Annotated in this window: 14 protein-coding genes; 2 read left to right on the plus strand and 12 right to left on the minus strand. The window is 35.7% G+C overall.

Annotated features, from left to right (window positions below):
• Positions 1 to 74: 74 nt before the first annotated feature.
• The 9 genes from ACLHG9_RS03195 to ACLHG9_RS03235 form a co-directional block, all read right to left on the minus strand.
• Positions 75 to 254, minus strand: coding sequence for a hypothetical protein (locus ACLHG9_RS03195; protein ID WP_410220079.1), 180 nt, complete (start codon positions 252 to 254; stop codon positions 75 to 77).
• 21 nt (positions 255 to 275) lie between these two features.
• The gene (locus ACLHG9_RS03200; RefSeq protein ID WP_410220080.1) at positions 276 to 452 is read right to left on the minus strand and encodes a hypothetical protein; all 177 of its coding nucleotides are present in this window, start codon (positions 450 to 452) and stop codon (positions 276 to 278) included.
• Positions 453 to 710: 258 nt separating this feature from the next.
• Positions 711 to 2,477: a M56 family metallopeptidase gene (locus ACLHG9_RS03205; protein WP_410220081.1), complete on the minus strand. Its 1,767-nt coding sequence runs from the start codon at positions 2,475 to 2,477 to the stop codon at positions 711 to 713.
• A 2-nt stretch (positions 2,478 to 2,479) separates the two neighbouring features.
• A complete protein-coding gene (locus ACLHG9_RS03210) occupies positions 2,480 to 2,857 on the minus strand; it encodes a BlaI/MecI/CopY family transcriptional regulator (RefSeq protein WP_410220082.1) in 378 nt (125 codons plus the stop codon).
• Between the two features lie 97 nt (positions 2,858 to 2,954).
• A complete protein-coding gene (locus tag ACLHG9_RS03215) occupies positions 2,955 to 3,854 on the minus strand; it encodes a DUF4835 family protein (protein WP_410220083.1) in 900 nt (299 codons plus the stop codon).
• On the minus strand, positions 3,854 to 5,065 hold the full coding sequence (coaBC, locus tag ACLHG9_RS03220) for a bifunctional phosphopantothenoylcysteine decarboxylase/phosphopantothenate--cysteine ligase CoaBC (protein WP_410220084.1): 1,212 nt from the start codon (positions 5,063 to 5,065) through the stop codon (positions 3,854 to 3,856). Before coaBC ends, ACLHG9_RS03215 begins: the two co-directional genes overlap by 1 nt.
• A 62-nt stretch (positions 5,066 to 5,127) precedes the next feature.
• Complete coding sequence (locus ACLHG9_RS03225) at positions 5,128 to 5,454, minus strand: DNA-directed RNA polymerase subunit omega (RefSeq protein ID WP_243361028.1); 327 nt, start codon at positions 5,452 to 5,454, stop codon at positions 5,128 to 5,130.
• A gap of 29 nt (positions 5,455 to 5,483) precedes the next feature.
• Complete coding sequence (locus tag ACLHG9_RS03230) at positions 5,484 to 6,392, minus strand: outer membrane protein assembly factor BamD (protein WP_410220085.1); 909 nt, start codon at positions 6,390 to 6,392, stop codon at positions 5,484 to 5,486.
• Between the two features lie 130 nt (positions 6,393 to 6,522).
• The gene (locus tag ACLHG9_RS03235) at positions 6,523 to 6,981 is read right to left on the minus strand and encodes a type I restriction enzyme HsdR N-terminal domain-containing protein (protein WP_410220086.1); all 459 of its coding nucleotides are present in this window, start codon (positions 6,979 to 6,981) and stop codon (positions 6,523 to 6,525) included.
• 75 nt (positions 6,982 to 7,056) lie between these two features.
• Between ACLHG9_RS03235 and holA the strand changes: the two genes are divergently transcribed.
• A complete protein-coding gene (gene holA / locus ACLHG9_RS03240; protein ID WP_410220087.1) occupies positions 7,057 to 8,079 on the plus strand; it encodes a DNA polymerase III subunit delta in 1,023 nt (340 codons plus the stop codon).
• A gap of 97 nt (positions 8,080 to 8,176) precedes the next feature.
• Positions 8,177 to 10,723: a zinc-dependent metalloprotease gene (locus tag ACLHG9_RS03245; protein WP_410220088.1), complete on the plus strand. Its 2,547-nt coding sequence runs from the start codon at positions 8,177 to 8,179 to the stop codon at positions 10,721 to 10,723.
• A 148-nt stretch (positions 10,724 to 10,871) separates the two neighbouring features.
• On the opposite strand, the gene ACLHG9_RS03250 is transcribed toward ACLHG9_RS03245, so the two are convergent.
• From ACLHG9_RS03250 to ACLHG9_RS03260, 3 genes are all read right to left on the minus strand, one after another.
• Entirely contained in the window at positions 10,872 to 11,603 is a 732-nt protein-coding gene (locus tag ACLHG9_RS03250) for a hypothetical protein (RefSeq protein WP_410220089.1), read from the minus strand.
• A gap of 101 nt (positions 11,604 to 11,704) precedes the next feature.
• The gene (locus ACLHG9_RS03255) at positions 11,705 to 12,022 is read right to left on the minus strand and encodes a low molecular weight protein tyrosine phosphatase family protein (protein ID WP_410220090.1); all 318 of its coding nucleotides are present in this window, start codon (positions 12,020 to 12,022) and stop codon (positions 11,705 to 11,707) included.
• A gap of 7 nt (positions 12,023 to 12,029) precedes the next feature.
• Positions 12,030 to 12,428 (minus strand): hypothetical protein, encoded by a 399-nt coding sequence (locus ACLHG9_RS03260; RefSeq protein WP_410220091.1) that lies wholly within the window; start codon positions 12,426 to 12,428, stop codon positions 12,030 to 12,032.
• Positions 12,429 to 12,457: the final 29 nt, after the last annotated feature.

Below are 12,457 nucleotides of genomic sequence, written 5' to 3' on the forward strand. Positions count from 1 at the left end.
CAACAAAGGTGCATAAAAATCTATTTCAGGTTTTATGCACCCTTTTTCTTTGAGCTATTTAAGATATTGTTCTATTAGTTGGATAATTGTTTGACCACTGGGCTTGGGGCAGAAGAATTTCCCAGGACTCCATTCTTATCTAATAAAGCCTGCCGTGGAAATCCTGTTCTATTAATGCCAAAAGCTTGCTCAAAGTAATCATGATCTTTGGCTTCAATACCATTTAAGTTTTTTCCTTTATGGTTCTTAACCATTGTGTTTGTGCATCATAGAAATTAATAAAGAGAAAGACCACATCTTGTTTTCGCATTTTTTCTTGCAGCCGTGCAGATGCGGGTATTTCTGCCAAGTAGGGTTTGCACCAGCTTCCCAAAAAATCTATATAAACTACTTTTTCTTAAAGAATTAATATCAAATAGATTACCTTCTTGTCGCTTATTTTTTTGCCCCATAACTGCCTTGCCGAGTAGATATAAGTAGAAGTGGGAAATTCCTTTTCAGCTTTGATAGGCAGTTGATGAACCAATTATGGGAAATCAAAATATTTTATGACTCAGTATTTCCGCATTTTGAATCTGTTTAGTATGGAGGTCTGGTTATTAATGATGAATCGCTAATTTGCTATCATTTGAAATGTAAATAATCAGATAAAAAATAGGGTAGCTATTAAGATAACTACCCTCACTTCAGATTTGTATGGTGTGTTTGGTTTATTTAATGTCTTTAACCTGAACTGCCGGAAGTGGAGCAGGTAAATTTGCAACAAGATCCAAGGCTTTTTCAGAAATCACCGGTACACTCAATTTTAGAGGTAATGCTGATGATTCAAAAAAGAAAGTAGAACCCGATATACCTTTTTGCTTTTTTAATTCTTCTAAATCCTTCTCATATTTTTTTCTTAATTCTTTATATTCAGGAGATTGCTGGAATTTTTTAATTTCTTCTATTTTATCTTTCCACTCTTTAGAGTTGAACATTTCTTCTAACTTTTTGCCGTCAAATTCAATTTTTGCCATTTTGTCTTTCCATTCTTTTGAATTGAATTTTTTCTCCATTTCTTTGGCATTAAGCTCGATGTTAGCCATTTTGTCTTTCCACTCTTTAGAGTTGAACATTTCTTCTAACTTTTTGCCATCAAATTCAATTTTTGCCATTTTGTCTTTCCATTCTTTTGAATTGAATTTTTTCTCCATTTCTTTGGCATTAAGCTCGATCTTAGCTATTTTATCTTTCCACTCAGGAGATTCAAATCTTTTTTTCATCTCATCCAATTTAATTCTGATACTATCAGGAATATCATCTAAAGAAGTATAGGTAATGGTTTCACCTTTATCGTTAGTAGTAATGAGCTTAAATGGTCTTTTCTTTTTCTTAGTAGTATCAGTATCTGCTTTGAGTGCTAATGAAAGAGGTTTTTTTGTTTCTGTGGCCAGACTTTTAATTTCATGTACTGGTTTTCCTTTGGTAGTTTTAACTTTTTCAGGCTGAGTTGGCTTGATCCATGCCACAGATATGATTGTTCCGATTGTTAAAGTCAGTATAAATAACTGCTGTTTAACGTTGATGTAATTGGTTTTCATATTTGTAATTCTTTTAATACGCTGGTAGAGGTGATAATTATTATCTGCTGCTGCCAGCGAAAGGTTTGGTTTTTGTTTATTTTTAATTAACTCTAACTTTAACAGAGCATGCGCATAGGTTACCGGTGTGTTAGTGAAATTTACAACCAGATCGTCGCAGGCATGTTCACGTTCAATCTGTATGAAACGAGAGGTTAACCAAACAAATGGATTAAAAAATAATAAGGTTTCTACCATTACCTTCATTAAATTGATAAGGTAATCGTTTCTTCTAATGTGGGATAATTCGTGAATCAGTATGGCTTCCACCTGTTGTATATCTAATTGAGTGGCCAGCGCAACTGGAAACAATACTACAGGTTTAAAAAAGCCGATAACTAAAGGGACATTAACTTTTGGAGAAAGATAAAAGCCTACTTTTTTACGGATATTTAGTTGTTCAATTGTATTTATAAAAGCATTCTGCCATGCCGAAGGCACTGCAAAGTTTTCTGCTTTCTTTAAACTTTTTAAACCTAAATATCCTTTTAAAATAATAAACAGTTGGAAGATAATTCCCATACTGTAGAGACTTGTAAGGTAAGGGAAGTATCTTTCTGTTTTGAAATTGAGTGAGTTAGCTTGCTGTAATAAAAAATAATAGGTCTGGGCATTCATGTTTTCATTACCGGCCGCAGCAATACCCGGCAGTTTAAATAAACTAAAGAAAGTAATACAAAAGCTCACAAAAATGAGTACTAGCGAACCAAATGCTAAATTATGCTTAAGTCTGGCGGTGCTGTTTTTACATAAAACAAGTGCGATGCATAATAGTGCAAAAATTGCTGCACCCTGCCATAACGAATGTAATATGCTCCATCCTAAGGCTTTAACCAAATTGTGAACTATTGCCTCCATATTTATTTGTTTTCTAGTTTGCTTAAATAATCTTTAATTAATTCTATTTCTTCATGGCTGGTTTTTTGGTTACCCAAAGCTTGCATTACCAAACGAGCAGCTGAACCATTAAAAACATTATTGATCATTTTATTTACCAATTGCTGCTGAGTAGTTTCTTCACTAATTAATGCGTTATAGATGTGTGTTTTAGAAGAAGTATCACGGTCTACCATACCTTTATCATGCATAATCTGCATTAATTTCAGGGTGGTGGTATATCCTGCATCTTTTTTATCAAGTGCTTCATGTACTTCGCGAACTGTACATTTACCTTTGGCCCAAAGCACCTGTAAAATTTCCATTTCTCCTTCTGTTGGTTTGATATTATTTTTCTCCATTTGTTACTACGAATTATTTCGTAATCAAATGTACGAAGATATTCGTAATATCAAAATATTTTTTGTAAAAAATAATAAGAGTTTGAAAATAAGTTGCTTATAAGGGTTTTTTCAGGCTTTCATATTTGCTATTGTTGGCCGGATCTATGCCTGCTAACAGATTAAAAGCCTTATTGCGGTCTTGGGCATTTAGGTTTGAAAGAACATTTACTATTTCATCGGCTTTACCGGCAAAAAATACATTAGGAAAAATAGAGCCAAGTTTTTGTTTATCGAACTGTTGCAGGTCTGAAAGGGCAGAGAGGATACCTTTTAATCCTGAACTTAAATTATTTTGGAGTTTATCTAATCCGTTTAAATGATAATTGTAAATAAAAATGCGTAAAGGTTTAAGCTGATTACTCAAAAGATTTTCATTTAGCCAATACCTGTTTCTTAAGCCATCGGCCGCACGCCAACCCTTACCTCCCTGGCTTTGGGCTAGATTAAGCAGGTTTTGTGCTTTCTGATAATACAAACTGCCTCCGGTTTTGCTAAAGCTGTCTTTATCTAAACCGATAATGGTAAAAGCGTAAAAACCAATTAGTGAGTTCAGACTGCCTATATAATTTTGTTCCGAAAAATCGAGGGATTGACCTTCGGTATAGTTGAAAGCAAAGTCTTTATCGTTAAAATTTAAAAGAGTAGTTGTATATGAAGTGCCAAATACGGGCCGGTTAGATTGTACCTGAGCTTCGGCATTGTAAGTTGAGTTACCATCCCAACTGGTAATAGTAATCACAAGATTACATTCTATACGTTCCTGAGGTAGATAGTTTTCTGCTGTCCATTTGCTGTTATTGATAAAATCGCGGATGTTATTTTGTATAACATCTAAATTACGGCGATTTAAATTTGTAACGTTTGGTGCAAGAACCTGTACTCTGGCATTAATTTCCTGAGCGTAAGTGCCAAAAGCCAATAAAATATATACAAACAGAACCGCGATCTTTTTCATTAAGGCAAGAGGTGTTTAGCAATCATCAAATTTAATATTTCATTACAAATATCTACAGCCACATCTGTTTTGCTTTTTATATCAAAACTTTTGCTGTTAAACTCTTTATTAAATATAGTGATTTTATTGGTTTCGGTCTTAAAACCTGCTCCTTTATCATTAAGAGAATTTAATACGATCATATCCAGATTTTTCTTTTGCAGTTTTTCTTTTGCATGATGCTCTTCATCATTGGTTTCTAAAGCAAAACCCACCAAAATCTGATTTTCTTTTTTTTGCTGCCCTAAAGTAGCCAATATATCTGTGGTTTTTTTCAGTGTAATATTAAACTCACTTTCTGTTTTTTTAATTTTTTGTTCGGCTACATTAACCGGGGTATAATCAGCAACCGCAGCACTCATTACTATAATATCATTTTGGGCAAAATGTTCTGTACAGGCCTTAAGCATTTGAGCGGCACTGATCACGTCAATCCGGCTTACATGATCAATTTTTTCTACCGTAGGGCCGGTAATTAAAGTAACTTCTGCACCAAGTTTATAAAGTTGATGTGCTAAAGCAAATCCCATTTTACCGGATGAATGGTTACCTATAAAGCGAACGGGGTCTATGGCTTCATAAGTAGGTCCTGCCGTAACCAATGCTTTTTTACCCAAAAGAGGTAAAGAAACTTTAATGTGATGGTTTAAGAACGCAATAATTTCTTCGGGCTCTGCCATTCGGCCTTCACCGTACAGGCCACTTGCCAGTTCTCCATTATTTGGTTTAATCAGTATATTGCCAAAATCTTGCAGTCTTTTTATATTTTCCGTCGTAGTTTCATGTTTCCACATATCCAGGTCCATGGCCGGAGCAAATAACACCTCGCATTTTGCAGAAAGATAAGCTGCTGTAAGGAGATTGTCGCACAAACCGTTTGCCATTTTACCTATGGTATTGGCTGTTGCGGGAGCGATGATCAGGTAATCTGCCCAAAGCCCTAATTCTACGTGGTTACTCCAAACTCCGGTTTCGGGTTCAAAGTATTGTGTATATACCGGATTTTTGGAAAGAGTGGCTAAAGTAAGGGGTGTAATGAAATTACACGCATAGGGAGTGAGGATAACTTTGACGTTTGCGCCAGCCTTTACCAGAAGCCTGACTAAAGTAGCAGCTTTATAAGCGGCAATACTGCCACAAACGCCAATCAGTATATTTTTCTTATCCAGCATGTGTTTCTATCTGTTCAGCATAGCGCTTATGCGCTGTTGCTTAAAACGCCATGCACAAAGTCTTATTTTTGATCTTTTGACGGGTTTCTGTAATATACTTTGTCATTCAGAAACTCATCCATGGCAATTAGCGTTGGTTTTGGTAAGCGCTCATAGTGCTTGCTGATTTCTATTTGTTCTCTGTTTTCAAAAATTTCTTCCAGATTATCATTAGATGATGCAAACTCAGCTAATTTGCTATGCAATTCTTCTTTCATATTGTTTGAAATCTGATTTGCTCTTTTAGCAATAATTACCAACGACTCGTAAAGATTATCGGTAGATCTATCCAAATCGTGGATATTTCTGGTTACCGTAGTGTTTGGTATAGCAGGTTTTGGTGTACTCATTTTTATATTAATTAACGTGTATGCTAAATTTATTTCTTTGTTAAGGTATCTGTTTTGCTTTGCTCGTTCAAAGCTTTGTATTTCTCTATAAGTTTAGCCTCTTCAGCTACAAGTTTTTTAGCCTGGGCAATTCCCGCAACGCAGGCATCTTTTAGCTGACCGGCTTCTTTAGTAAACTTGCTGTTAGGATAAGCCTCGGTAAATTCGTTATAGTATTCTATGGCTTCATTATATCTTTCTTCTTGACGTGCTGGTAAGCTATTTTTAGCGTACATATATTGCGATTTTACAATAAGCAGGCTCATTTCTTCTGCATACCTGATATCAGGAAAATCTGTCTGCGCATTTTTTAATGCAATTACCGCCGATTTGTAGTTTGTGATATCGTACCCACCTAAATCATAATACAACTTAGCATTATCAAATGCTTTGGTCTCTAACTTATCTCTTAAATTTCCAATATATTTTGCCGCCTGTGCAGCTCTGTCACTTTTAGGGTATAAGTTAATGAATAGTTGTAAAGCGTCAATAGCTTTATAAGTGTTCTCCTGATCTAATGATGATTTTGGAGAATCTAAGTAAAAACAATAAGCTGCCATATACCGGCATTCTTCGGCGTTTTTACTTGCCGGATAAGTATCTGCAAACTCTTTAAATTTATAGCGGGCCGTAGTATAATCTTTTAAACGGTAAAGTGTATATGCGTAATAATAGTTTAAATCTTCTGCTTCTGCAGTACCTCTGTATTTCTGAACCAATCCTTCAAAAAGTATCAGCGCTTTGGAATAATCCTTTTTATTGTACAACCTGATACCTTCTTGGTATTTCTTGCCTACGTCGTTGCTTAAACGCAACTTCTCGAAACGGCTTTTACATGCGCCCAAGATTAGGAGAGACAGGGTAAAACTTAAAATAATTAAGTGTTTAATTTTAAACATTCTGCAAAGATAAGTTAATAATACGATACCGTCAATTAAAAATATTTAGAGCTAAACTAATTATTGGCGGCAAACCTAGAAAATACTTAACAATTTTTAACAACCCTGAAGCTTAGGCTGGTTTACAAAGCTATAATTCCTCAAAATCGGGCAGCTCTTCAACAAAAGAAAAAGTATGTTGCTGGTAATCTATTTTTGCAAAGTAATGGTCAAGTCCGTTGGTAACCACCAACCATTTTACCTTATGTATGATATTGTAACGACCAGCCTGATCAAATGTTGCCTGTGTAATGTTTACGTGAGGCGCTTTACATTCAATTAACATTATTTTTTCACCGCTGTTATTATAGATCAGAATATCACTTCTTTTGCTGGTCTGATTAAGTTTTAAGCCACCTTCTATCCGGATAAGAGCTGCCGGTGCTTTTTTCTGGTTAATTAAAAACTTTATAAAATGCTGTCTTACCCATTCTTCGGGAGTTAAGAATAAATGTTTTTTCCTAATCTCATCAAAAATATAATGACCATTATCTTTTAAGGTTATTTTAAATGGATAAGGTGGTAAATTTAAGGGGATAGGTTTAAACATTATAATGTCTTATTTAATAAGTTTAGATGGCACAAAGATAGTAGCAAAATAAATTAAATTGTAAATTTACCGGCAATGAGCGCAGTTGATATTATTAAAGATCTTAAAGCACGAAAATTTAAACCTATTTATTTATTGCAGGGAGAGGAGCCTTTTTATATAGACCAGATTGTTGACTATATGGAAGAACATATTCTGTCTGATGGTGAAAAGGGATTTAACCAGACTGTTTTATATGGTAAAGACACAGATATGGCTACTATACTTAATGCGGCCAAGAGGTATCCAATGATGTCTGATTACCAGCTGATCATTGTTAAAGAAGCTCAGGATTTAAAATGGATTAAGGAAGGAGAGGGAAACAAAGAAGCTGAATTTGTATTGAACTACTTTGAAAAACCCTTACCTACCACCATTCTTGTTTTTGCATATAAATATGGCAATTTTGATAAGCGCAAAAAAATATATAAAGCCATTAACTCAAGTGGCCTTGTGTTTCAGTCTGACCCTGTGCGTGATTATAAATTAATGCCATGGATAGAAGACTATATTAAAGAAAAAGGATATCGGATAGCTCCGCAAGCTGCGGCTTTGATGGCCGAGTATTTAGGAACGGATCTTTCTAAGATTGCCAATGAAGTGGAGAAACTTTGCTTAAATATCCATAAAGATACGCTAATAGAACCAGATCATATTCAGAAAAATATAGGTATAAGTAAAGAATATAATGTATTTGAATTACAAAAGGCTTTAGCAGGCCGAAATATTCTTAAATGTAACCAGATTATTAATTACTTTGCCAATAATCCTAAGGCCAACCCTATGGTAATGGTTATGGCCAATCTCAATTCATACTTTACCAAGATCCTTAAATACCATTATCTCGTTAATAAAGCAGATGCAGCAAAGGAACTGGGTGTAAGCCCTTATTTTATTAAAGATTACGAACAGGCAGCACGTACATTTAGTTTGCCAAAGATGTTTGATGTCATTAGTCTGATGCGTGAATATGACCTGAAAAGTAAAGGGCTTGAAAGTACCGGAAATACCACTGACGGTGATTTAATGAAAGAAATGCTGTTTAAAATTCTACACTGATTTTTGTTTCTATTGTAACTAATAAGTTATTTATTTTAATGGAGGTTATTGCTTTCGTAAGTATATATTTACAAACAATTTAACTTACTTAACTTAAATGAAAAAACAATTACTTACAATCTTAATTACCGCAAGTGTGGTGGCCTTTGCTGATGCTCAGGTTAGACCGCCGCAGGGTGGTGCAGCCAGCGATACTACACGCAGGGCAGGGATGCCGGGCGCTGCTGCAAGTGCAAAACCACAACCAAAACCTTATGATCAGGTAATCACCAATAAAGCCCTTACACGCAAAGGGATGATCACCAGTCATAAAATAGAAGATAAATACTTTTTTGAGATAGCAGATACTACACTTAACAGGGATATTCTGGTAGTAAGCCGTATCTCTAAATCAGGTGCAGAGGTAAGAGCTGCGCAGGGTTATGCAGGCGATCAGATTGGTGGTGCTGTTATCCGTTTTGAAAAAGGCCCTAACAACAAGATCTTTATGCGTAAAGTAAGCTTCAGGGCTTATAGTGCTGACAGTACAGGATCGATGTACCAGTCTTTAAAAAACTCTAGTATTCAACCTATTGCTGCTGCTTTTAATATCGCTGCTTATACACCAGGTAAAGATGGGAGCGTAATTGATGTTACTGATTATATCAATAGCGATAATGATATCTTTTATTTCAGTTCTCCTGCCGCCAAAACCAGATTTAGAATGGGTGCACAGCTTGCAGACAGAAGCTATATTCAGGATGTTAAAAGCTTTCCTACTAATGTAGAAATTAACACTGTAAAAACTTATGCGCAAACTGCTGCTCCTTCGGGTATGGGCGGTGCCCCGGCTATGGGTGGAGGTGCCGCGTCGGGTTCTGTTACTGTTGAGTTGAACACTTCGTTGGTAATTCTTCCTAAAAATCCAATGAAGCCGCGTTATTTTGATCCTCGTGTAGGTTATTTCACCGTAGGTTATATCGATTTCGATAAAAACCCTCAAGGTGTTAAAGAACTTGAATTGGTAAAACGTTGGAGATTAGAGCCTAAACCTCAGGATATGGCTAAATACAAAAGAGGTGAACTGGTTGAGCCAGCAAAACCTATTGTTTTCTATATTGATCCTGCTACACCTAAAAAATGGGTGCCTTATTTAATTGCGGGAGTTAACGACTGGCAGAAAGCTTTTGAAAAAGCAGGGTTTAAAAATGCGATCATTGGTAAAGTAGCGCCAACTAAAGCTCAGGATTCTACATGGAGTTTAGATGATGCCCGTAACTCGGCAATTGTTTATAAACCATCGGAAATAGCTAATGCAAGCGGTCCGAGTATTTCAGACCCACGTACGGGAGAGATCATGGAAAGCCATATTAACTGGTACCATAATGTAATGAAACTGGTTCGCGACTGGTATTTTATTCAGACTGCAGCAGTAGATAAAAGAGCAAGAACAGTTAATTTTAGTGATGAATTAATGGGCGATTTAATCCGTTTCGTTTCTTCTCATGAAGTTGGTCATACTTTAGGTTTACGCCACAACTACGGATCGAGTTCTACTGTTCCGGTTGAGAATTTACGTAACAAAAAATGGGTTGAGGCTAATGGACATACCCCTTCTATTATGGATTATGCCCGCTTTAACTATGTAGCACAGCCTGAAGATAATATTACTAAAGAAGGTCTTTACCCACGCATTGGCGATTATGATAAATGGGCTATAGAATGGGGTTATAAATATTTCCCAGATAGCAAAACGGTAGAATCTGATATGAAAATATTAGATAAGATGACTACCGAAGCTGCCAAAAACAGACGTTTATGGTTTGGTACTGAAACTAATCCTGATGATCCACATTCGCAAAACGAAGATTTAAGTGATAATGCAATGAAAGCCAGTGAGTATGGTATCAAGAACTTAAAAGTTATTTTATCGAACCTACAAGCCTGGACTAAACAACCTGGAGAAGGTTACGATGAATTAGGTAATATGTATGGCCAATTAACTACACAATTAGGCCGTTATATTGGTCATGTAAGTAAAAATATTGGCGGTATTTATGAAAATCCTAAAACTGTAGACCAGCCAGGTACAGTGTATGAGCGTACACCTGCCGCCACACAGAAAGAAGCAATGGATTTCTTATCTAAACAGGTGTTTACTACACCTAAATGGTTATTAGATCAAGCCATATTAGATAATATTGGTGAAAACCCGCTTACTGTGGTTTCAAGATTACAGAACATAGCGCTTAACCGTTTATTATCGACCAGAGTTTTAGGAAACTTAATTACTGCCGAAGCTAAAGATGGAGCAAGTGCCTATAAAATTTCTGATATGTTCGACGGTTTAAATAACTCGGTTTTTACAGAGCTTAAAGGCGGAGCAACTATTGACGCTTATCGTAGAAATTTACAAAAAGCCTATGTAGATAAATTAATTGCGATTATCAATCCTCCTGCTCAGGCTTCTTCTGCATTACAACAGTTTGGAAGAACTCAGAGCTCTGGGTTAGATGTTAATCTAAGTGATGTTTCTTCTGTAGTAAGAGGACAATTGCGTGATTTAGATAAAACTATTAAATCTGCATCCGCATCAGATACATTGACCAAATATCATTTACAGGATTTATCTGACAGAATTAACCAAGCTTTAGATAAAAAATAGTTGATTTTTCAATTGTGCTTAAATGCCCTTTTGTTTAAAAACAGAAGGGCATTTTGGTTTTAAGATTTAGATGTTGAAACAAGTTCTGCATGATACAGGTTTGCTGTAGGGAGGTCTTGATCCTAAATATTGTTGCCCTGAATTTATTTCAGTATCTTGATCGTGATAATCTGTAAGGTATTAATCTGTGACGCAAACAATAGAATAGGGTAAGCATTGCCAAAAAATGAACTCCAATTAATAATGGGGTTCCCGCAAAGGAACGAACTAATACTCCAGCCGAAAGTAGCCTGTTCATAATTTGCCATTGCCATACCATAGCAAATAACAACGGACCAATATTTAGTGCCAGTAAGTACAGCCATTTGTGTTTTACGGTTAGTTGCTTGGCTGCAATCATAATGGGTGGCAGGCAAAATACCGATACTGCAAAAATTGTTATTATTCGTACCATTATGGCAGATGAGTGCACTCCTGTTAAGGAAGCAATAAACATTTTCTCATCTCCTCCTCCTGTTATTGCCGTGAAAATACGAGCGAAGGGCAGTGTAGCAAAAAGAACTGCCAATGCATACCATTTACCTATAGTTGTTGGAGCATAACGTATGCGATAGGCACAAATCCAATAGATTATATAAGAAAATAGAGGGCCAGCTAACGTAGCGATATAGCCGTTGGCCATACAAGTTGAACAAGTAACCCAAATATTAAAATTGCGTTCGCCATAGCAACCACATAACCAATAACCTGTTTGTACATGTGCTTGTTCATGCAATTCGCCCATAATCATACATAATGCAAGAAATGCAATCCAGTATGCCGGCTTAAAATCTGATTTTTGGTAATCGCTTAAATTTATAATACTTATATTGCTTTTCACTTTATTGTGTTACTTAATGGGGTAAATCCAAAAAGTTTTGACGTTATATGAAAAGCAAAGGTTACAGTATCTGAATATGAAAAATAATATTGGATTTCAATTTATAAATACGGATCAACAGATAGCTTAATCATTTCAACAAGTTCTTCATCCATATATTGGTATTCATCTTCAATTTCAAGAATAACTACTTCTTTATCGGTCATTTCGTTAGGGAATCTATCTTGTAATCTTTGTCTATGCTTTTTTTCCATCACAAAAATTATATCTGCCCATATAATGAGCTTTGCCGATACCTTGTTTTTTGAAGAAGGTTCTGTTCCAGCAGATTTAACCTGATGGTTCTGCTTGTTTTTATAAATCGTTTCAGCTGTAGGGCTTCGCCATTTATTTCTGCTGCAAATAAATAATATGTTCATTTATCGATTAATCGGTAGTCTTTTTGCCGGGATTCGTCATTGAAACAAAACCAAAAGCTATTGCTAATAGAGCATATATTATAGTTAATATCCAAATGTATGTTGATGCGATTGAATTACGCATGAGGTTTTTCATCAATGCAAGTGAAGCTATTAAAAAATGTGCAAAATTGCCCATGCATAGGGGTTTGGCATAAATTCCTCCGATAAGCACCGTTTTAGCCATCCAGTTCATGGTACCAAAGCCCAAGTATAAAGCTCCTGTTAATTGTAAGATCAGGGGCATTGTACGGTCTGTGATGGTTATATCTAAAGCAGATAAAATTTCTTGTGGCATAAAGCTGAATGCCAAACCGATCGCTATCATTATAGCTGCACTGATTGACATTAATAGTTTTGTGTTCATATTAGAGTGAGTCTTTTAGGTATAAATTT

The sequence above is a fragment of the Pedobacter sp. genome, assembly GCF_046462515.1.
GTDB lineage: Bacteria > Bacteroidota > Bacteroidia > Sphingobacteriales > Sphingobacteriaceae > Pedobacter.